Source organism: Flagellimonas sp. 2504JD4-2 (assembly GCF_053642935.1).
The window spans coordinates 347,155-371,305 of the sequence record NZ_JBSIOV010000001.1; the positions used below are offsets into that span (position 1 = coordinate 347,155).

Sequence of the window (24,151 nt, forward strand, 5' to 3'; positions counted from 1 at the left end):
TTCAATAGGTTAAGTATCATTGTCGATATAGGGTAAAATGTCCTACCAGTTCTCTGTCATCATTTTCGCCTCGGAGCTTTATGATGTACCAGTAATCCCCTGTAGGTAGCTCTTTGTTGTTATAGATTCCATCCCAACCAGCATCGCCATATCCCATGCGATAGAGCTCTCTACCATAACGATCAAAAATGATCATTAGTGCATTCGGGAAGGCTTCTAAGTTGTCTGGCAACCATCTATCGTTCAATCCATCACCATCAGGGGTGAAGAAAGGAGGAACATCAATATCAATGAATTCCATAAATATTTCTGCCATCACCTCACAACCGTTTTGATCAACCACCCTTACCACATAAGTATCCGTTCTGTTGATGATATAGGTGTTGTCGGTTCCATTGTTAACGTCACCAAAGTAAATGGTATAATCCTCCAATCCACCGGTCACATGGGCCGTAATTTCGTTGATATTGCTGTTTTCCAACACTAAGGCCAATGGCTCAAAACCAATAATGTTAAAATCAATGGTATTTGCACATCCGTTCGAATGTAAAATGGTCAAACTATGATCACCAGGCGCAATGTTTGTGAAATCTGAAGTCAATTGCATCAAGGCCGGGTCTGTGGTATCCAATCCGTAAAGTACATCTGGAACAACAGTTTGATCTTCAAACACAATATCCAAACGATTTGTTGGGAGGTCACCATCACATTCGTAAACCGGAGTTACTGTAGCCGTAAGGTTAACACCAGGGTTGATTTCCACGATAACGTTGGTTTCACAACCTTGGGCATCACGGATAAATGCAACATGCGTTCCGGCTGGTAGGTTTTGGAACAATACTTGATCAGGAACAAAATCTGTATCAGCATTTGAATTCAAGGCTGAAGAATATGGAGCTGTTCCACCGGTAATATCCAGTTCAAAAGACCCATCTGCACTACCAAAACAAACCTCATGTAAAATATTGATAGCCTGTGCCTGAATAGGAGCTGGTTGCTGAATATCGAACTGGAAGGTTTCGAAACAACCATTTCTATCCTGGGCGATCACATCATAGATACCCGGAGCAAGTCCTGTAAACACATTTTGTGTGTCAAATTGATTTAGGTTCGGTGTGATTGCGTAAAGAATCTCTCCGGTACCGCCAGAAACTTCGACGGTAATCGTTCCATCTTCCAACCCAGCACAAGTAATATCTGTAGATTCTTGTCTGTCAATCTGCAATGGAACTGGATCAACAATGTTGATAGCTGAACTTACTATTTCGCAATCCATGCTTATCACTTGGACATAATATGTCCCAGCAATCAAGCCATTGAATTCTCCATCATTTTGTGGACCGGCTACGGAGGTGGTTAAACCAGGGTCAGTGAACAATTCGTATGAATAATTGCCCAATCCTCCTATGGCTTCTGCATAAATTGTGGCTGAAGCTTCACCAGTACAGTTGATCAGGGCAGCGCTATCGTCAATAATTACATCAAGCGGCACAATCGGATCTACCGTTACTTGGTTTGATATCAGGGCATCACACCCGAAGGCATCTCTTACGTAATACTGATAAGGTCCGGCAGGAACGGTAAACGTATGCGTATTTCCACCTGACATGGGCGAGTAAACCACTCCATCTGTACTATATTGATAAGGTCCGGTTCCTCCTGTTGCAGAAAGCTCCAATTGTGCATTTGCCGTACATGTCAATTGTGTCAATTGAATCAAGCTCGCCTGAACGCCCGTTGGCTCCGAAATGGTAACCTGAACGGTTTCCACATCACATCCCCAACCATCAGAAACGGTAATGCTATAAATACCGGCTCCTTGATTTGTGAAATCTGGGCTAGATTGTGCGCCAGAAGTAAACGTAATGGTGGTTCCTGTTGCATCATAAACATTTAACTGATATTGATAAACACCTTGTCCATTGAGTACGTTAATGGCTGAAACTGTTGCATTTGTATCTCCGTAACATACCAAAGCAGTTGGAGTTGCTGAAATGTCAGCAGTAATAGGTAGTGGCTGCACCAGTGTTATCGGCTCATTTATGGTACATCCGGCATTATCGGTAATCTCAACATCAAACAATCCGGCAGAAAGTCCTTGGAAGACAACGCTGGCAACATTGTTGGCATTATAGATTTGACCAGTGGTTGTATTGGTCAATTGAATATTATAAGGAGCGAATCCTCCGTTTGGAGAAACCTCAATTTCCCCAAGGTTGTTTGCACAACTTACATTGGCCACCTCTGTAGGCGTAGCGGTCAAGGCCATATCCGGAGAGGCAATGGTTATAATGTTGGAATCTTCAACACATAGTGGATTTGCTGTTTCAGTAATACGTACAAAATAGTTTCCGCCTGGGAAGCCGCTAATAGGCAATGGGTTTGTAGTGGTGTTACCAACACCTGTGGTCCCAGTTGTGGTCCCATCAGCGTTGAAAACCTCATAGGAATATGCCCCGGTATAACCCGTAATGTTGATTTGCAGGGCACCATTTGTATCACCAAAACATACTGCAGGAGCGGTAGCTGTTGCCACAACTTCTATTAGATCGTATGGCGCAATATCATAGGGTGCTGTGTCAACATAACAACCTGTTGCATTATCTGTTATTCTGAAAGTATAGCTACCGGGCGCGGTCAACTCAGCAGTCGCGGTCACATTGGTAGGAGTACCGGTAATGCTTCCTGAAGGATTTCCAATTGGCAATAACTCGAAAGTATAGGTGTTGCCAGGATTTCCATCATCGGTCACGGTAATCAACACTTCCTCTGGATTGACACAACTAATTGCCGTGTTCTGGGTTACCGCAGCGGTAAATGTGTTGATAGGTTGAATTACCACAACATCAGTTTCTGCACAAGAATTGCTATCAGTAACAAAAACTGTAATGTTTTGAACAGCTCCAGTATCCGGAATGTCGAAAGTATTCGATGTCTGGAAATTGATATTGTCAACACTATAGAGATAAGGACCAGTTCCGTCGGTAGCCGTAACAGTTATTGTTGAAGTGTTAACCGTATTGCTTGGATTACAAACAAAAGGAGTTGCACTAGCAGAAACAGCCAAGGCCACTGGTTCGGTAACTGTCTGATCAAAGAAATCATCACAAGATCTTGCTGAAATAACCCTAGCCCTATAATCCCCAGCAGGAAGATTATCAAAAACTGGGCTAGTTTGGGCAGGCCTGTATGGTACAGCCAAATTGGAGATTTCATAAAGCTCATACGTGTAAACTGGATTTACCGCTGTGGCCGCATCCAATTGAACGGTAAGACTTCCATCACTTCCACCAAAACAGTTTACTGGGTCTTCAATCACGTTGGTTATGACTGGGTCTACCCTATCATCCAAATCTTGTGTCACTACCACAGTACATGGTGTTATGGTATTTCCGTCAGTTACGGTAAACGTATAAGTGCCAGGTTGCGTCAATCCAGTGAATACCCCGGTTGTATTGTTGGCCGTTGTAACAGCATCAGGGAACAGCACATCATAGGTTAGGTTAGTAGAACCACCGGTTACGGTGATGGTAATATGACCCCCTGGATCTACTGTACAATCTATCGGTTTTACAACAGTTGCCGTTGCCACCATTTCATCAAGTAAAACAACAGGGCCTACAGTGGTAGTACATGACCATTGATCTGCAATCAATACTTCATAAGAACCGGCACCCAAACCAGAGAATACTGGGCTAGTTTGAGGAGAACCTACATTGCTTCCACCTCTAACCAATTGGTATGTGTAATTGGCATTCTGACCACCAGTAGTTCCAACAACCTCAATTTCTCCTTGAAGCGCGGTACAATTTTCTTGATTGATCTGTAAAGTGGCCGTTATCGCTGTAGGATCAACCAAGTTGACGTTTGGCAATTGGAATTCACATCCATTCTGATCAGCAACCCACACCTGATAGTTGATTCCCGCTCCACCAGCAAGGCCAGTAAATTGTGGAGAAACCTGATAACTTCCTGGATAAGTAGGAGCCGGATTGGATGCTAGATCCACAAAATAGGTGTATCTACCCCATCCACCAGCAGGATTGATTACTTCAATAATACCATCATTCAACAAACATGTCACTGGGGTAACCTGCGTGTTTGCGGATATTCCAACACTTGGTCCAGCAATAGAAAAAGATTGCGTATAGGTACAAGCAGAACCTGGAGGATTGGTATCCACAACTTCTATGTAATAATTACCGGCAGCAAGACCTGTCAATGAGAAAGCCCCATCAGCATCACCACCTGCGGTAGTGACATCATCAGCCAGGTTGCCGGGAGTATTGTTTACATCGTAGTAAAGCGTATAGGTTATTGCACTTGGATAGGTAACACTTAGAGCATCCACTAGGTCTAGATCGACAGCTCCATTGGTGTCTCCAAAACATGTAATGTTTGTAATGTTGCCCACTGTTAAATCCAACACCTCTGGGTCAGCAACTACATGCGCCGTTGTAATGATACAACCCGTTACAGTATTTCGAACCTCAAAATTATGGGTTCCAACAGCTAAACCAGTAAAGCTTCCAGAAGTCTGGAAAGCACCTGCAGGCAACAATCTAAATTCGTAATTGGCAGGCGTTGTCGTGGAATTGGTGATAGAACCTGTCGCGGTTATTGTGATATTCTCACCAACAAGACATGTTGCTGCGGCATCTATTGCAATACTTGTGGACAGCAATTCATCAAAAGCAGCAATGGATTCAGTGGCCGTGCCCACACAACCATTGCTATCATAAACATTTATGATATAACTTCCGCCTGCAGTATTTGTTTCTGTATAAACATTATTTGGACCGGACTGCACTACAACATCATCGCCAGTTGGAACAGTACCTTGATCATTGATAAACTCATATACGGTATAGGTGCCGCTTCCTCCAGTGATCGAAGCGGTATCGACCGTAATGGTGGCATTATCAGTATTATTTCCTGTTGTACAACCAAATTCAACAACAGTTGTATTGATATTGGCCAACACATCAGGTTGGGTTATCGTTTGGGTTTGAGTAGAGGTACAACCATTGGCGGCAGTTACTTCGATGGTGTACGTGATTCCGGCAGCGGAACCTTCAAGCCCCGTGAACGATGCAGTTGTTGCATTGTTTGAAGTAGGCGCAATTGGGAAAGTGGCCGAACTTCCTGGACCAGAAATTATTTCAAATGTATATGGGCCAATACCATTATCCGTAGCACTTACATCAATAGTTCCATCATCATTGCCGTTACATGTTACATCCGTAGTTGAAGTAACACTAAAAGTTGGTGTCAAGGCAGGGTCCACATCAACAATGAACACTCTTGAACACTCTGGACCAGAAGTGTTGTTATCATAAACTGTAATGGTATAACTCTCAACCGTGGTTGTGCTATATACAAATGGGTTGGAAGGTAAAGCTGTTCTAGTCACAACTGTACCCGTTCCATCAGCGATTTCATAATCATAACTTCCAGAACCAGCTAGTACTTCGATTGTGATTTGGGCATCCGGAGTAACCGAACAATCCAACAGTTTTGTCAATGTTGCAGTCGCTTGTAATACAGGATGAACCGTAACCGTGCTGGTATCTGTACAACCGTTGCTGTCCAAAATAGCCACATTGTAAGTTCCCGCTGAAATATTATTGAAGACTCCGCCATTGTCCAAATATGTTGTGCCACCATCCAAAGAATAGAATATTTGGGCCGCACCACTAGTCGCGGTCACTGTCACTGTTGATGGGTCACTACAGTTATCAACTGCAATAGCATCGATGGTTGGGTTTGGCGTCAATGTCAAGCCAACACTACCTAATGGAGATGAACAGCCGTATTGATCTTCTATGGTTACATGATAACTTCCGGCTGGAGAGTTTGCAGGAATTTCAATAGGATTATCCGAAGTCGATGTTATGGTCACAAAAGGAGCGGGACCGGTAACGGTATAAGTATACGTTCCGCCTCCACCAAAAGGACTTTGTACTTGGATGAGTCCAGGGCTGTCACAGCTTATGTTTTGTAATACAACAGGCGTACCGGTCAATGGGTCTAGTTCCTCTAATAACTCATTTTCCGTTGCTCCAACACAACTGTCCGTTACACCATCGCTTTCCACAACTTCCAAGAAATAGTTTCCTGCTGCAAGACCTGTTATGGTTACATTTTGTGGGGATGTGTATAAGATGTTTCCACCGCTGTTTGCCACCGAAACGGCAGAACCGGAGGACATATCAAAAAGTTCCCATCTAATATGAGATCCAAAAGGAGCTTGATTGTCGGTTACTGTGTACGTAATGCTTCCGTTACTTGCACCATCACAAGAAGGTGTAATGGTAGACGTAATTTCCAAAGGAACAGTAATAATATCATTTACATTGACATTACTCTGTCTAACACATCCTGCGTTGTCCCTAACATAGAAAGTATATGTTCTACCCGGAACCAAGCCTACAAAAGTATGAGTTACCCCTAAAGCAAGAGGAGCTGTCCACGTGGCTGTAGCTGGGTTGAAATTAAATGGGTCATCGGTATAGGCATATTCGTATGGTGCAGTACCATTTTGACCTCTTACCGTAACCTGAAGTTCATTACAGTTAACAACTATAGGCAAGATGGTAATATCCAAATCATCCAATGGATATGGAATAATAAATGGAGGGAAATCTGTTTGACAAACGGTATTTCCTAATCCATCAACAGTTCTCATGGAAGGATTCACAACATCTCCAGAATTGTACCCGGTGAAACGGTCTGTTGTTCCAGGGTTACTATTGTCCCCAATCCAAGTAGCACCTCCATCAGCGCTAAATTCAATGGTACCTAGAGTTGTAGGATATGAAACAAACTCAAAACCAAAGTCATTAGGGTCACCTGTACAGGTTGCCGGAGTAACTCCTTGAATTGTAGCAGTAAGTTCATCCGGATTGGCGATGTTTACCGGAGTGTCCGTTACCGTACATCCTGTTGCATCAGTTACATTGATGGTGTAATCCCCAGGCATTAAATTGAAATAGGTACGAGTGGTTACAAGAACATTGGTATCCGTTTGATCGCCTGCCCCTCCATTGTCCAAATCGATAATTTGGATGGTGTAAGGACTGGTTCCAGAAGTAATATCTACCTGGATAGAACCGGTTCCATCATGACACAATGGGTCCGTTGGTGTAGTTGTAATTGTCAATGCCGTAGCGGGATTTACAGTAACCGTTTCAACATATTCACAGAAAGGTACAGTAGCTGAATTGTCTCTGACGTAAACATCATAATCACCATCGTTTCCAGCAGTAACCGCAAAGGTATTGGTAGTTGAAAACAGACCAGTCGGGCTGGTGGTTGTAGGCACAAAGGCGTATTCCAAATTAGGAACACCACCTGAAGCCGTTACCGTAATACTACCATCCGCACAGGTGCTAATATCGACAACATCAACTATGGCCACAAGGGCATCATTGATGGTTAAATTTTGAAGTGTTCCAACACAACCAAAACCGTCTCTTACATTAATGGTATAGTTTCCAGCAGTTAGCCCTGAAAAGGTATGTGTTGTTGCTGTGGCTGGTGATGGTGTAATCCATGGACCGCCATCCAAACTAAATTGATAATCTCCGTTACCAGCTGTAACGCTAACCGCTATAGTGCCATCATTGCTACCACTGTAACAAGCAGTAGGTGTTGAGGTGAAAGTTATAGGCGTTGGCGCAACAATAGTTAAGGCAGCATCGATTGGGTCTTCACACAGATTTGTGTCCCTTGCGCGAACAATATAATCACCTGCGGCCAGTCCTGTGAAAACGGTATTGTTTCCATTTGTTGCATAATCGAAACCGGCAATAATTCCTCCAACACCATCTTCCAATTGATATTCATATGCAGGGGTTCCACCTGTGGCAGAAGCTGTAATTGTTCCACCTCCATTTGTACACGTCATTACAGTTGTTATGGAAGCTGAAGTAGTTAGCACCAATGGCTCGGATAAAGTTTGGTTTAAAGTGATGGAACAGGTATTGTCCAACACATCCCGAACTATGATGGTATAGGCTCCTGCAGAAAGTCCAGTTAGATTGATTGGACTAGCTGTTTGAGGAGCTGAAAAGGCGCCTCCATTAACTTGGTATTCAAAACCGTTTACGGCGTCGAAATTTTCAACTTCAAAAGTGATGGCCCCATCGGTTCCTGCGTTACAGGAAATATCTGTAAAAGCTGTGATTGAAGCCCCAAACGCATTTCCTGCTGCAACAGTTTCTGTCGTTTGCGTAACACAATCACTACCGTAATTGACGTCAATTGTATGTGTTCCAATAGCAACATTGTTAAAAACATTACTGGCTTGGGCAGCTCCTCCGTTCAGACTATAGGTATACGATGGGTCATTTGGAAGCACCGTAATGTTTCCGGTACCATCACAGTTGTAGACAACTGTTGTACTCAATGTGGGTTCCGTTGGGAGCGGAGCAATGATTACATCCGGTAAGGTAAGGGTACATCCAATTGCATTGGCATCACGAACTTGAATAGAATAGATTCCATCGGTCAAACCAGTAAAGGTTGTACCTCCGGTTGTTGAAGGCGTCCATGGCCCCCCATTTATGCTATATTGATAGTCACCAGAACCACCAGAAGTAGCAGTTACGCTTCCTACGGTAATTTCGCCCAGTTGTAGACATGTATAGCTTTGGGTTTGTTGCGCTTCTGCAGCCAATTGATTAGGTTGTGTAACCGTGATTGTATCTGTGGTTTCACAGTTGTTGGCATCTTGAATTCTTAGGTTATATGTCCCAGCAGTTAGGTTTACGAAACTTCCAGAAGCTTGATAAGTTGTTCCATTATCAATGCTGAACAAATATGGAGCTTCACCACCTGACGCACTTAACGTAATGGAACCATCAGAACCTCCAAAACATGACACTGGAGTGAAGCTTGAAGTAATGGATAATGGCGCATCCTGAGCAATGGTCAAATCATAACTAGCTTCACAATATCCAGCGGCACCATTATTATCGCGAACATATACATCATAATCTCCCGCACCAGTAACTGTAACTGGGTTTGTGGCGGCAAAATCTCCAGGGACTGGTACAACACCATCAGCAACAATTGCATATACGTAGTTTCCATCTCCACCCGCTGCGGTGATGTTAACATCGGTATCTGTACCACAAGCTGTAATATTTGGGGCAGATGCGATTACGGTCAATTCAGGATTTATGGTAATAGAAGCAGAATCTGTACAGCTATTGCCATCCCTTACATCAATCGTATAAGTTCCAGAGGTCAACCCGGTAAATACGTTGGTTGTTACAAAGGCACCTCCGTTAAGACTATATTCAAAATTGCCATCACCACCGGAAGTTACATTGGCGGTTAGGGTTAGCCCAACACCATCGTCGTAACAAGTATCGTTGGGCACAATGGCCAATACTGGTGGCACAGCGGCATTAAGCGTAAAGTTTGTGCTCACCACACAACCATTTGCATCTGTTACGGAAGCAGAATAGGTTCCTGTTTGGGTCAACCCAGTGAAGCTTCCTGTGCTATTGGTTCCAAAAGTTGTTGTGTCGGGATTGGTCAAAGTAAATGAGTTGCCACCCCATCCTCCTGTCGAGGTCAAGGTTACACTTCCATCCGCAACGCAAGTAGGCTGTATTTCCGTAGCACTTAAAGTCAAAGCGGCAGCCGGGGCATTTATCGTAACATCCGTAGTAGCGGTACAGTTGGTTAAATTGTCGGTCACAACTATGGTGTAGGTTCCATCAGCCAATCCGGTTAATGGGATTGTTGTGGCAGTTTGGTTGCTGCCATTGAAATTGGATGGCCCAGTTACTGTATAATCATAGTCTGTGTTGAAATCTGCAACAGTGAATGAAATCTCACCGTCCGTATCTCCTAAACATGAAATATTGCTTATAAGTTGTCCTGAAACATTGATTTGGGAAACTGGATCTATGGTGAAGGACTCGTCGTAAGTACAACCTTTGTCATCAGTTACCCTGAACGTATAGGTTCCAGGTGCCAAACCATCAAAATCTGCAGAACCTCCAGTGGTTGAAGTTGCTGCTATTGGGGCAGGAGCAATGATTTCAAAAACAAATGGAGTATTGCCATCAACTACGGTGGCCGTAACATCTGAGGTCAAGGCGGGACAGTTTGGGGTCGTAGCAGAAAAGGTTAAGTCCGATGGAGGATTTAGGGGGTCAAAAGTTATTCCGTTGGTAACAAATGTACAGTTGTTAGCATCGCGAATAGTAATATTGTATGTGCCATTGGTCAAGTTCGAAAATGTCTCCGCTCCAGCACCATTTACAAAGTTCACTCCGTCGATGCTATATTCGTAGGGAGCAGTACCCCCGGTGACATTTTGAGCTTCGATAATACCGTTCTGTAAACAGGTATAATCTTGAATCAAAACGGCATCACCAGATACACCGCTTGTTGGACCACTTATGGTATAATCTTCAAAGTAATCACATGAAGCGCTTCCTTTTCTTTGGTTTACCCGAACTGTATAATCTCCTTGCGGAAGATTGGTAAACAAGCCCGAGGTGTTGGATGCTATTTCAGTTCCTGTGGAGTCAATTAAGAAGAACTCTACTTGATATCCATTGGTACTTATTAGGTTGAATGAAATGGTTCCATCAGAAGCTCCAAAACAGGTTTCATCGGTAGCTGCAGTGGTATAATCCACAGAGGGCTCGAAAAAGATAGTGACCGTGTTGGAAAAAGCATGGCAGTTATTCCTGTCAATAACAACAAAAGTATAGTCTCCAGGGGCCAGAATATCAAAGATTTGACTGGTTTGATAGGCCGAAGCCGGAATATCATTGACAGTTGGGTATGAGGTGATAGTTGTTCCGCTTTCATCCACATAGGACCAAATTGCGTAAGTGTGAGGGGTTTGTCCACCTGTCGACGACATTAAAATATTACCCTCCCGACATGTAATGTGTTGCGATACCCTTGCTTCGAGATCTAGATCTGTCAGATCGTTAATGGTAACTTGCTCACTATATACACAACCATCATCTGTTGAAACATCAACATCATATACACCGTCGTTCAAGTTTTGGAAGGTATAATTGTTGTCCGTAGAGGGACCAAAAGTATCAACTACAGTACCTCCTTGGGATATTTCATAATAATATTGCGGTTCTACATTCAAAACCGAGATGGCAATCTCACCCAGTCCATTACAATCTGTATCGGCAGGCACTACGTCAACTTGAAAATCACGGGTAAGGATTCCAATATTGTCCAGCACAAAAACACATCCATCAACAACACCTTGCTGTCTCATTTCTACGGTGTATGCACCGTTCGCAGTGATATCAAAACTTGGACTTGGATTGTAAGCAACCAACTCATTTCCAGTTGCTTGGTCAATCAATCTATACTCATAATCCAACGGCATATTGGTCACGGTAATGTTTCCATCACTGGTACAAATGATATCACGGGAAGTGTATTGCGGGTCTAGCGGATTCTTGAAAATGTTGAAATAAAAACGGCTAAAACATCCATTTAAATAATTGATCACAACGCGATACTGGCCAGCATCTGCAGCCAAAAAATCGCCTCCTGTGCCGACATTGTTCCAAGTACAAGAGTTATCCGTATTGGCACAATCAGCGGTTCCAGCAGAACAGCTTGTTTCGTCCAATTGCTCCCAATCAATGCTTAGGGCGTCGGGAATGTTTATTTGAACCAACTCCGTATCGTTCAAACCACATAAAAAGATTTGTGGTAGCTCACTGCCGTCGTTGGGGCATGTTACAACCTCACCCTCTACAGTATTCGAAGTATCGTTGATTAGTGCAGTAATTGGATTGGATTGTGTGGCGCCAAAAAGCTCCACAGTAATAATTTCCTGAAATCCCTTACATGGATCAGCAACCTGCTTGTCCACGATATAAATCCCCGTGCTGCTTACAAGTAATGTGCTGGGATCACTATCAGGATCTCCATCGTTAAGCACGGTGTCTCCAGCATCGATGACTTGATTGGCATTGTTGTCCAAATACCAGATATAGGCATCAAAGTTGTCACCTGCATCCAACACTACATCATTCCCGCAGAGTTGTACCGTTCTGGAAAAATCACAATTTTCAAGGTCATCTAACAAGAAGTTTGTGGCTCCCGGAGTAGAGAACCCACAATTATCAAAGTCAGAAACACTGGGGTCATCAGAAATTTGGTTATTGTTGATCACACCTTGATAGGTAGAATAGGCGAGGTTTTGTATTTGATCAGTACACGCATCGATAAAATCAAAACAATTCTGTGCTACTTGAACACGCATCCGTATTTCCGAAATGGGATCCCCCACTTCCACAAGATTATCGGGGATTGTAAAAATAATCTCCCGAGTACCGGAATTAAACGTGTAGGTTACCCCGGGGGGAAGGGTTATAAAGGTCTCCTGAAGAGTAGTATTTATAGGTAAAACATCTCTAATGGTATAATTGGTGGCATCATCGTTTCCATTGTTTACGAAGGAAAGCACATAGTCCAACACCTGGCCCAAGTTAACACCTTGTCCTGTTATGTCGTTACCGGCAATGTCTTCTACCCTTTTTTCCAGCCCAATTTCGGGCTCAATGATTTCTACATTGAATGAATTGAAAAACGGATAATACTGATCTCCATTTGAGGTAAACTGAAAAGTAGCATCGGTCTCATTGTTCGGAATTACCGAATTGGCCGGATTGCTCAATAAAAAGATATCGGTATCGTACCCGAGAGTGTTGACACTGCTTGGATTACGGTTGGTGGTAACAGTGCCATCCAAGGTGATATTACTGTTGAAAAAGTTGTTGGATGGATTGGTTGTATTGCTAATGGAGGTAAATGAACCATTACTGGCTGCGCGAATACTCATTCCATCACCTGTAATTCTGTTGTCGCCTTCAAGGGCAGCAACACCTATTCTGGCATCAACAGGGCCAACGGGAATTGTGTTAAAACCGCTGTAATTGATGTTTACCGAAGGATTGGAACTATTTACTCTTGCAAAACCATCAAAAGTCGTTATGAGTTTACCGGTTAAGGTAGGATTTTCGTAAACAATGATCAAGGTCCAACCTGCTGCTGCACCTCCTCCAGGAGAAAGTGATCCTGTGACTGAGCGAACATTGGCCACAGTATAATCCCCTTCAGGATTGGCCAACGGTGTTATCAACGAAGTTACATCAGCATAACAGGCATATGGACTGTTCTGTTGCATTGAAGAACTGCTGCTTGTAAAGCCATCATAGAGAATTTCATCTGCGGTGATGTCCACATAGGACCCCCCCGGAACCATTAATTTAACTTGGTTAAAATCTGATTGTCTGTTGGTTCCAACTGCTTGTCCGGCCTGTTCGCTCGGGTATGTTCCGGACCAATATAATCCAGCATACCTGATGAGGTTACAGTTGGCTTGCGGAAAAGTGAATGTTGAGGTACTTGAACTAAAGGTAGTTCCATCACTGTCCACATCAATATATTGCATGTTAAGCCAATCATTATAGATTGAAGAACTTCCAGTAAGGTCGTATGGGTCTTCTGGCTCACTTGAACTATCACCCCCATCTCTATTAACAATATTGTTTGCAATAAAGGTTAGATCTCCTTTAATATTGTCTTGATAACGGATATCAAAAGAGTTAAATTCTTGAGAAAAACCTACAAGAGAAATAAGACCTATAGCTAGGAATACAGCTGTTTTAAGAAAGTGATTGGTCATTTTAACTATTGGAGTTTGGTTTTACCCGCATGATCCACATTTCGTCATCATACGAAGCGTTTAGTTTGGAATAGTAAGAGGTCAGTGCATTGTTCCAGGTTTCGTGTTTTTTCAAATACACATACCTGTAGTTATTTTCTGGGTTGATAAAATAGCTGGCATTCAACCCCCTAGCATTCAAATCTTTGACAAAACGTTTTGCGTTAGATGCGCTCTTGAATACATTGGCGATGATATAAAAGCCAGAACCCAGGCCGTTAATTTTGTAGGTGGAATAGGAAACTTGGGAAAGGTTTCCTTTGGATGGATTAACATTTTTATGGAGCACATTGTCCCCATATTTTGATTTCGATTTGTTCTGAACAGCAACCAAGCGAGCTTGACCAGAACCGGTGTTAACACCATTTACGTTCATGACCCAAGCATCTCCGTTATATGAGCCATTGAGCTTTGAGTGATAGGCATCGATTGCCTCCTTTTTGTTCTGGAAACCCTTCAGATAAACATAGTTAAGCCCATTTTTAGGATTGATGAAGAAACCTCCGTCAATACCTTGTGTCTGAAGCTTGTCCAGAAATGCGGTTGCGTTACTTGGATTTTTGAATACGTTTGCGATTAGGTAGTGACCGCTTTCCACATTTGGAATGGCATATGATCGGAACCTTCTTTTTACATTTCTGTTGTGTATTCTCGTGGTCTTATCCCTTTTGACGGAAGAAGTTTTGGCAGCCACTTTGTTGTTTTTATCCAAGCGGATTACCTTTTTGGCGGCAGTGGTATTGGTCAACCCATGATTCGCTAAGGGTTGTGTGGGTCTCTTAGGAGTTACATCTACACTATCCATGTTGGCGAAATAGACCTCTTTGGCCTTTTCTTCCAACTCTGGTCTTTCCCCTCTGGTCTCACGACGCACCATTTTCATTACGGTCTCAAAGCGTCTTTCCAAATCACTTTTACGCGTATTTTCGATGGAATCTTGACGCATCAAGAGCTCGTCCAAAATAGCATCGTTTTCGGCCAGCTTATCCTGCAGCCTCTGAATTTCAAGGTCTTTTTCGGAAAGAGTCAAATTTTCCTGAGGAATAGAATCGGCTTGGGCCAGATCCTCATAGTCCTCATCCAGCAACACACGGTCTTCAGTAAGGTTAGGTGTAAAAGAATATGCCAACGAAACCTCATGACTTAAACCAAAGTTTTCAAAATTGTTGGATAGTCCCTTCTCAACGGTATAACCAATGGAAAGGTTTTTGTTCAGGTTGAAACCTAATCCAGCGGAAGCGCCATAAAAGTCATCATAACCAGCTTGCATCCACCCTAATTTTGGAAGGTCGAGAATAAGATTACCGCCTAAGGTAATATCCTCATCACCTGTTTTTCTAACACGCGCTAGAGGCATTAAACGGGCTTCTTCCAATAGCCCGGCAGCATTTTTAAACTGATGGGTATATTGTAAATGTCCGGAATATGTTTTGTCAGCAAAATCAGTAACCGATTCGCTGGTTTTCAGGTTATAATCAAAAAGGTTTTCGGCAAAACCACCGATATCAAAATTTCCCAATGAAAGATTGAAACCTGGCTGAAAAGTAACCAAGGAACTGCTTTCCAAATTGTTTAGCAATGGATCAACGTCAACAGCATTTGCCCTGTTCTGGTTAAATGCACTTTGATAGTATGAAAAGTTGGCACCGAACGTGAAATTACTTTTAGGACTCAACCGCACACCATAGGCATAGTTTGCATGGACCCCGAAGTTGTTGAACAAACCTTCGCGGTTGGTAAAAAGACTTAAACCAACACCACTCCTGTCACTTATTCTACCGCTATAACTAAGGAAGTAGACCTGATTGTTATCATCAAAAGATACCGACTGGTTTCTGTGAAAAAGATTGATATAGGACTTATCCTCCCTAACCGTGGAAAATGTGGGGTTTATCAGAAACCTGTTGAACTTTAGCAGGTTTTGCGATGGTACATTATAGGCAACAAAAGGGGTCTCCTCTTGGCCCTTAACCCCTGTAAAGGCAAGCAATAGAATAAATAGTAGTAAGAGTTGAGGTTTGTTTGTTCGCATTGGGGTTATCTAATGACCGTTATGGTTCCTTGTTTTAGATTTTCACCACTCCTTGCTACGGTGTAGTAGAAAACCATACTTTGTTTATTAAATATTGTTGTTGATTGTGGCCAGTTATTTTCGTAATTGGATTGGCTAAAAATTTCCTTGCCTCGCTCATCATATATGGTTACCACAACATCATTCTGACGAGAATAGGTATTTGGAAGAATCCATAAATCATTGATACCATCTCCGTTCACAGTAATAACATTAGGAATGGCGAAGTTGTCCCGGTATGAAACAGTAACGACCCTATTTATCGTACAGTTGCCAAAGTTGGCCACCAATAAATATTGACCTTCCAATTGGAAGTCATAAGAGTCAAGGGTGCCCAATAGCGTGTTGTTGGCATCAAACCATTGATATGATTCGGCCCCACTTGCGGTAACTGTTTCCGTTTCGCCCTCTATGATGATAAGCTCTTCTGGTTTATCCAAAGTCAACAAGGATTCATCAAATGCATTGACGGTCACCTCATTGGAAACGACTGGACAATCATGCGTTCTTATAATAAGTTGGTAAACACCTACTTCTGAAGCGGTAATAGTATCGGACGAAGTGTCAATTACAACACCATCCTTTGTCCACTCGAAAGTTTCGCCCGTCAAACTTTCAGAACTTTTGAATACGATGGGGTCAGCTCCTTCACATAATACGGTACCGTTGGAAGTAATCCCCAAAGTGATATTTGTTACTAGGGAAACGGATAAATCATTGGATGAAGCATTAAAGCTGTCCAAGCTACCGTCTAATCGGTACGATCCGTTGTCCTCAAAATTGGAAACGGTAATTGTTTTAGAAGTTTCACCAGCAACTGCGTTGCCATCGTAAATCCATTGATATGAGAAAGCTGATTCCAAATCGGATGTAACATCTGTTCTGGCACCAGATCCACCAACTGCATTAATGGTAGAAAGACTAAGGGTGACATCTGTATTTTGACATGAGGAGTAGCTGCCTACGTATTCAACCACAAACTCAAAGGAATCGGGAGAAACAATCGTAGTGCTTTCAGAGTCCAAAGGAGCTCCAGAGCATCCCCCTCCTGTTTCTGTTACCCGGGCAAAATACACACCGGTTTCATTGATTACTACAGAACTGTTGGTTTCTCCTGCAATTGGAGATCCGTCCTTATACCACTGATATGTGGGTGTTGTAGCGGTTGAGGATACAGATAGTGTTTTGGTTTGCGATGGTAGCAGAACGATATTGGCATCATTTTCCCTTGTTACCGTAAAGTCTCCTAGATTTCTTACAGTGACAGCTGAGGAACGTTCCAAACAAGCTGAGGGCCCTTCAATTTCTACCTCATAATCACCTTCAAACCCGGCAGAACCTGTATTAACATTAAATGAATCTCCTTCTAAAGTAGGGCCTGCAACAACATTCCCGTCTTTATACCATGTATACGTAAGCCCAACACCAGTTATGTTAGCTTGCAATGTATGCGTATCACCGGCACATAGTCCAATGTCGGCTGAGCCGTTTATGGCAATGCCTTGGCTTGTACCTGTAGTTATTTCAATCGTGTTGGAAAGTGTATTGGCCGAACCAGAGCACACGGACCCATAATCCAGTTCCACATAATACATTCCAGGGTCTGAAACAGTAATTCTTTCTGTTTTCTCTGAAAGCAGCGTACCACTGCGATACCAGTTGTATCGATAGGTGCTTGCACCCGGAATATTATGGGGAGAGAGATTTATTGAAGCCCCACCACAAAGTTGTATGGTTCCTCCGGCAGGAATTGTCCCATTAGCATCTTGGCTGATCAACAAGGGAGAGTTGTAATCCACATAGTGCATGGGATATGCATCGGAGGCAGGACTTGTTTTTGAAGGACTTGTACTGCGGACACGCATTTTATAACTTTCACCGCGAACATCTGTGGGTACAGCAAACTGAAACTCAAAATCGAAAACAGCATTTTTGTCCCCTACTCGGGCAAGTTCCCTTGGAGACCCGAAATTACCGTTGGCATCGGAAAGTTCTAGAATGAACTCATTGTCCGAATCCACCATAGGTGGGTTCCATGTAAAGTTTACGAAGTATTCGTTGAAACTATCAGAGGCACAAGCAGCGGTCCATGCTGAGTTACCAGCTAAATTGGGGTTATCAGCTGCTTCTGGCTTGTTAAGTACCTGGGCTTCTGAATACGTGGCCGCAAGTAGAAAAATTGCAGCAGCGGCCACAAGGATGCGATTATATGAACTAGTTTTCTCCATCAGCGTTAGTTTTAAGAGGTTATGGGCAATAATGCCCTCCTGTTGTGCCCCTTAAATTTGTTCAGTTCTTTTCGGCTTTCTCAAGGCCGACTATTTCATATAATATTCCAATAACAAATATGATTTTATTTTCGTCGATTGGAAAGATATTGTTGTAGGTGACACCAAAACTGTTGTGAAATGGCCTTCTTTGTATACACTTTAACCATTCATCGACTATAAACACTGGATTTTACTACCTTTGCGCTTCAAATTTTGGATATGGGTGAAGAAGAGAGATCACTGAATTTTATAGAGCATATCGTAGAGGATGATTTGGCGGATGGATATGGGAAAAATGACCTTCGTTTTAGATTCCCTCCAGAGCCGAATGGCTACCTCCATATCGGACATGCGAGCTCTATTTACCTGAATTTTGGTTTGGGCTTGCGTTATAATGCGCCGGTCAACCTAAGGTTTGATGACACCAATCCGGCAAAGGAGGAAAAGGAATATGTTGATGCGATTAAAAAGGATGTTGCATGGTTGGGATACGAATGGGATACCGAATGCTATGCATCGGACTATTTTCAGCAGCTTTATGATTGGGCAGTTGAACTCATCCGCCAGGGAAAGGCATACGTAGACAGTCAGAGTTCCGAGGAAATGGCAGAGCAGAAGGGCACTCCTACTGAACCGGGCACCGAAAGCCCGTTTCGCAATCGTTCGGTTGAGGAAAACCTTGCTCTTTTTGAAGGGATGAAAAATGGGGATTTTGAAGAGGGAACCCATGTACTCAGGGCGAAAATTGATATGACATCATCCAATATGTTAATGCGGGATCCAATCATGTACAGAATTTTGCATCGAGCACACCACCGCACAAATACCGATTGGTGTATTTATCCGATGTATGATTGGACACACGGAGAAAGCGACTATATTGAGCAAGTCTCCCATTCCCTATGTACATTGGAGTTTTTGCCTCATAGAGAGCTTTATGATTGGTTTTTGGACCAATTGGTAGATTCTAAGAAATTGCGACCTAAACAGCGTGAATTCGCACGAAGAAACCTCAGCCATACAGTAGTGAGCAAACGTAAATTGCTTCAATTGGTGGAAAATGGGGTGGTAAATGGATGGGACGACCCAAGAATGCCTACTATTTCCGGCTTACGAAGAAGAGGGTATACACCTGAGTCAATTCGAAATTTTGCGGATACCATTGGAATTGCCAAAAGGGAGAATATTGTGGATGTTTCCTTGTTGGAATTTCATGTAAGGGAGCATTTGAATAAAATTACACCTCGGGTAATGGCCGTGTTGAATCCGTTAAAACTTGTCATAACAAATTATGAAGAAGGTGCCGAGGAATGGCTTGATGCGGAAAACAATCCGGAAGATGAAAATGCAGGCAGCAGGAAGGTGCCATTTTCCAAAGAATTGTATATCGAACAAGAAGATTTTAGGGAAGAGGCCAACCGAAAGTTTTTTAGGTTGAAGCTTGGCGGCGAAGTACGTCTCAAAAATGGATATATCATCAAAGCAGAAAGCTGCACAAAAGATGCGGATGGAAATGTTGTTGAAGTACAATGCACCTACGATCCAAAAAGTAAGAGTGGTAGTGGAACGGAAGAAAGCTTAAGAAAGGTGAAGGGAACATTACATTGGGTTTCCATACCTCACGCGATTTCGGCCGAAGTTAGATTGTATGATCGTCTGTTCACCGACGCCTCACCCGACACCCACAAGGACAAGGACTTTATGGATTTTGTCAATGCCGACTCCTTGAAAAAAGTTACCGGATATTTGGAACCAAGTCTCAAGGATGCCAAAGTTGGAGATCGATTCCAATTTCAACGATTGGGATATTTCAACGTCGATACCGATTCGATACCTGAGAATTTGGTTTTCAACAGGACAGTTACTTTAAGGGATACTTGGGCCAAATTGGAGCAAAAATCATAGGATAGCATTTATCTATTCTTGAGCACGAAAACTATTTGTTTTGTTTATTAAAAACGCGTGATTTTAAGACAGTTTCTGAGTGCTTTTAAAAGGATTGGACCAGTTAGCCCCGTTGACCCATAAAACATGCTGAGAGTGGCCTAAAATTGATAATCAGAAAATTTGAGGGTGCTAATAAATTTAAGTCGTTTTCTGAAGAATGAAAAAGTAAAAAGGGAGCAAAGTTGCTCCCTTTTAAATTTGGCAAGGTTGGTTTCTATTATTCTTTTTTCTTGGTAACACCTGTTTTTTTCATTTGTTCACCAATCATATTACTAGCGGTAAACGAAGCTACCATATTGTTCAACATATCGCTTCCGGCTTGGGGTGAATTTGGAAGCAAGATCAAATTGGTATTGGTTTCTTCCCCAATGGATTGCAAGGTGTCATAATGTTGGGTAACTACAATCAGGGCAGAAGCTTCTTGGGAATTAATGCCCACCTTGTTCAATACTTCGACCGATTCTTCAAGTCCTCGTGCAATTTCACGACGCTGATCGGCAATACCTTGTCCTTGCAGTCTTTTACTTTCTGCCTCAGCTTTTGCTTTTTCCACAATTAGAATCCTAGCAGCATCACCCTCAAATTGGGCAGCAATTTTTTCACGCTCGGAGGCATTGATTCGGTTCATGGCTTCTTTTACCTGTGCATCTGGGTCAATATCGGTAACAAGAGTTTTAATGATGTCATATCCGTATTCCAACATGGCATCTTGCAGTTCGCTCTTGACCGCAATGGCAATATCATCTTTTTTTACAAAGACATCATCTAATTTCATTTTTGGAACCTCGGCACGGACCACATCAAAAACATAGGAGGTAATCTGGTCGTGGGGATATTCCAACTTATAAAAAGCTTCATAAACTTTGGACTTTATTACAACGTATTGAACTGAAACTTTCAATTTCACAAATACATCATCCAAGGTTTTGGTTTCTACAATAACATCCAATTGTTGAATTTTTAACCCAACACGAGTTACGATTCTATCCACTAAAGGAATTTTCATCTGTAAACCAGATTGACGAATGCTTTGAAAACGACCAAAGCGCTCAACAATTGCAGCGGTTTGTTGTTTTACCACAAAAAAAGAAGATATCAGAATGATAAGTCCGAAGAAAATTAATGGAATGATGAAAAAATTACCCATAGCGATACAATTTAAATTAAGTGAATAAGGTACAAAACAGCTTGTAATGATGTGTATATAAATTGATGTATTTGTTACAAGGGCTTAAAACGCCAATGGAATCTTTAAGCGAATTCCGGTTTGAAGGTCGGGAGCGTTGTTGACCAACATGTCTTGCTGTAGATAAACTGAAAACACCGTCTTTTTAGTAAAAGAATAAATGAGCGACCAGTAGCTTTGGTATTTGTACAGTTGTCTGGATGCATCATGCCACCTTTTGATTCGCTCTTGTGATGTTGGCACATAATATGCCTCTTCTTTTTTATGGTTATACGGGGTTTGAATTCGGTAATTGAGGCCGATGGAATGGTATCCATTGTTGTTTGTTTGCTTGTACACTTCGAAATGTCCTTCAAAGCTTCCAATAAAATTGCTGGTACCTAAATCGGCTTGATTCGGCTGGAACGAAATGATGCCCTTACGCAATACGTTTAGCCCCAAACCAAACAGTGCTTGTATGCTTCCTGAAGATTGAAATTCTTTCAGCCCCGCAATAGAGAAACCTACATCCATGGAACTATTATATTGACTTAGGTTGGTGCCCAGATGAGCGCCTAGATTGATGTAAATGTGATGCTTCGAAAGTAGCTCGGGATAATGATAAAAGGCAGTTTCAATTCCAGAGAAAACAAACTCACCATCAGCTATGGATAAGGAGTTGCCGTTTCTGTCCGTGTATGCAATTTGAGCTCGGTCAACCCCAAGCAGCTCACGGCCAAATGGGTCATCACCTCCGGCAATAGTTTCGTGGAAGAATTCAATAAAACGGTCTCCTGTAATGGTCGTAAACGGGAATGTGCCTTTAGTCAATAGAAAAGAACGGGCGGTAATGGTGATGTCATTTTTATTTGAAAGAGGCAGTGTTGAGGTTATTCGGAAATCCTTTATCACCCCATCATAGGCAATGGTATAAGATTCAGAAGGGCTTATATCTTGATTAAATTGAGAGCCCCTACTGTAGAATTCCAAATTGGTTAGTTGGCTGCGGTCAATGCCTAATGTTGGCACAAAGGTGGTCACGGGCTGTCCCCAAATATTTCCACTACTAAGTTGAAAATTCAATGAGGAAACCTGTTCCGCCCGGGCCCTAAAATTATGGGGCACGGTGTAGAACAAAACCCCAAAAGGATGGGTGGCCTGGGTGTAAGGTTTGGAGATTCCGTTTTTAAAAGATCTATGAACTTTTTGGGCGGTTCCAAATTGGACCGACAGTAAAAGGCACAGACAAACAACATAGCATAAGAGTGTAACACGCTTATGCATTGAACTTTAAAGTGGTTGATTATGACAATAAGTTACAAAACTTTAAATGAAAAAGAAAGTGATTTAAAATTCAGGTTGTCAGCTATTAACTTGAAAGTGAGGCTAAAGCATTTTTTATTCGGGCCAAACTATCCGTTTTACCAATTAGCTCCAATATGTCGAAAAGATGTGGTCCTTTCATGTCACCAACAATGATCAAGCGAAGTGGACCCATAACTTTTCCAAAGGAAAGCTCCTGTTTTGTTATCCAATCTTTAACTTGAGTCTCAATATGGGATGAACTGAAATCATCACAGTCGGCCAATATGTCGGAAACGTTTTGCATGAGTTGTGGCGTACCTTCTTTCCATTGCTTTTTGATCATTTTTTCGTTGTAAGTGGTTGGTGCTTCAAAGAAAAATTTACCCAGTTCCCAAAAGTCCGAAACAAAGTTTGCACGCTCCTTGATTAGGGAGACCACCTTTTCTATTTTATCAGTGGTCGGTAGTTCTAATTTTGATTCCAATTTGTTGCTCAGTTGCTTTTCGAACAATTGAGCCAACTCAACATTGTTTTTGGATTGCAAATATTGATGGTTGTACCACTTTGTTTTTTCAGGATCAAAACGTGCGCCAGATTTATTCACACGCTCCAGGCTGAAAGCATCTACCAATTCAGCTAGGTTGAACAGTTCTTGTTCGGTTCCTGGATTCCATCCCAGGAGCGCCAAAAAGTTGGTTACTGCCTCTGGAAAATAACCTGCCTCACGATACCCTTCGGACTCGTTCCAAGACAAGGGAAAAATGGGGAATCCCCCTTTTTCGCCATCACGCTTGCTTAACTTCCCTTTGCCCACAGGCTTCATGATAAGCGGTAGATGGGCAAATTCCGGAGCCTGCCAACCAAAGGCGTTGTAAAGGAGTTGATGGAGAGCCAACGAGGGCAACCATTCCTCACCGCGAATCACATGTGAAATTTGCATGAGGTGATCATCAACGATATTGGCCAGGTGATATGTTGGCATGCCATCGCTTTTGAACAAGATTTTATCGTCAAGGATATTGGTGTCAATCTTTATCTCACCACGAATGATGTCAGTAAGCAACAAAGTCTCGTCTTGAGGCGACTTGAAGCGGATAACATAATCCTCACCGGCATCCAATTTTTTTTGGACTTCGTCATTGGACAACGAAAGGGAATTGGAAAGCTTCAGTCGGTTATGCCAATTATAAATAAAGGTTTTGCCCTTGGCTTCGTGGTCTTTTCTATGAAAATCCAGTTTTTCAGCAGTATCGAACGCATAATAAGCATGGCCCTTTTCAATAAGTTCCATGGCATAGGATTCATATAAATGCTTGCGCTCGCTTTGACGGTACGGACCCACAGCTCCTTCTTTCCCGGGACCTTCATCAAAAGGAATACCACACCAATTTAATGCTTCAACAATGTAATCTTCAGCACCTTCAACATATCTATTTTGGTCGGTGTCCTCAATACGAAGCACAAAATCACCGTTATGTTTTTTAGCGAACAGATAGTTAAAGAGGGCGGTACGGACACCGCCGATATGTAGTGGTCCAGTTGGACTGGGAGCAAAACGAACCCGTACTTTTTGATTCATCATTCAATTTTGAATCGCAAAGATAGTGTTTGACAAAGCAGCAAAAAACTGTTCGCAACATGTGTTTTAACAAAAA

Annotated in this window: 7 protein-coding genes; 1 reads left to right on the top strand and 6 read right to left on the bottom strand. The window is 42.5% G+C overall.

Features of this window, described 5'->3' with window-relative positions:
* Positions 1 to 16: 16 nt before the first annotated feature.
* The 3 genes from ACULLH_RS01650 to ACULLH_RS01660 are packed head-to-tail and all read right to left on the bottom strand — an operon-like array spanning position 17 to position 18,037.
* Positions 17 to 13,699: a T9SS type B sorting domain-containing protein gene (locus tag ACULLH_RS01650; RefSeq protein WP_454086984.1), complete on the bottom strand. Its 13,683-nt coding sequence runs from the start codon at positions 13,697 to 13,699 to the stop codon at positions 17 to 19.
* A gap of 1 nt (position 13,700) precedes the next feature.
* Entirely contained in the window at positions 13,701 to 15,770 is a 2,070-nt protein-coding gene (locus ACULLH_RS01655; RefSeq protein WP_454086985.1) for a PorP/SprF family type IX secretion system membrane protein, read from the bottom strand.
* Between the two features lie 5 nt (positions 15,771 to 15,775).
* A complete protein-coding gene (locus ACULLH_RS01660; protein WP_454086986.1) occupies positions 15,776 to 18,037 on the bottom strand; it encodes a T9SS type B sorting domain-containing protein in 2,262 nt (753 codons plus the stop codon).
* Positions 18,038 to 18,298: 261 nt separating this feature from the next.
* Between ACULLH_RS01660 and ACULLH_RS01665 the strand changes: the two genes are divergently transcribed.
* Positions 18,299 to 19,984 (top strand): glutamine--tRNA ligase/YqeY domain fusion protein, encoded by a 1,686-nt coding sequence (locus tag ACULLH_RS01665; protein ID WP_454086987.1) that lies wholly within the window; start codon positions 18,299 to 18,301, stop codon positions 19,982 to 19,984.
* 259 nt (positions 19,985 to 20,243) lie between these two features.
* Here the strand turns inward: ACULLH_RS01665 and ACULLH_RS01670 are convergent, their stop codons facing one another.
* From ACULLH_RS01670 to gltX, 3 genes are all read right to left on the bottom strand, one after another.
* On the bottom strand, positions 20,244 to 21,173 hold the full coding sequence (locus ACULLH_RS01670; RefSeq protein ID WP_454086988.1) for an SPFH domain-containing protein: 930 nt from the start codon (positions 21,171 to 21,173) through the stop codon (positions 20,244 to 20,246).
* Positions 21,174 to 21,257: 84 nt separating this feature from the next.
* Positions 21,258 to 22,475 (bottom strand): hypothetical protein, encoded by a 1,218-nt coding sequence (locus tag ACULLH_RS01675; protein WP_454086989.1) that lies wholly within the window; start codon positions 22,473 to 22,475, stop codon positions 21,258 to 21,260.
* A gap of 85 nt (positions 22,476 to 22,560) precedes the next feature.
* Positions 22,561 to 24,075 (bottom strand): glutamate--tRNA ligase, encoded by a 1,515-nt coding sequence (gene gltX / locus ACULLH_RS01680; protein WP_454087943.1) that lies wholly within the window; start codon positions 24,073 to 24,075, stop codon positions 22,561 to 22,563.
* Between the last annotated feature and the right edge of the window lie 76 nt (positions 24,076 to 24,151).

What these genes read in the sequence shown, in the direction of transcription:
- ACULLH_RS01650 (WP_454086984.1), bottom strand. Translation starts at nt 13,699, where the DNA reads ATGACCAATCACTTTCTTAAAACAGCTGTATTCCTAGCTATAGGTCTT.
- ACULLH_RS01655 (WP_454086985.1), bottom strand. Translation starts at nt 15,770, where the DNA reads ATGCGAACAAACAAACCTCAACTCTTACTACTATTTATTCTATTGCTT.
- ACULLH_RS01660 (WP_454086986.1), bottom strand. Translation starts at nt 18,037, where the DNA reads ATGGAGAAAACTAGTTCATATAATCGCATCCTTGTGGCCGCTGCTGCA.
- ACULLH_RS01665 (WP_454086987.1), top strand. Translation starts at nt 18,299, where the DNA reads ATGGGTGAAGAAGAGAGATCACTGAATTTTATAGAGCATATCGTAGAG.
- ACULLH_RS01670 (WP_454086988.1), bottom strand. Translation starts at nt 21,173, where the DNA reads ATGGGTAATTTTTTCATCATTCCATTAATTTTCTTCGGACTTATCATT.
- ACULLH_RS01675 (WP_454086989.1), bottom strand. Translation starts at nt 22,475, where the DNA reads ATGCATAAGCGTGTTACACTCTTATGCTATGTTGTTTGTCTGTGCCTT.
- gltX (WP_454087943.1), bottom strand. Translation starts at nt 24,075, where the DNA reads ATGAATCAAAAAGTACGGGTTCGTTTTGCTCCCAGTCCAACTGGACCA.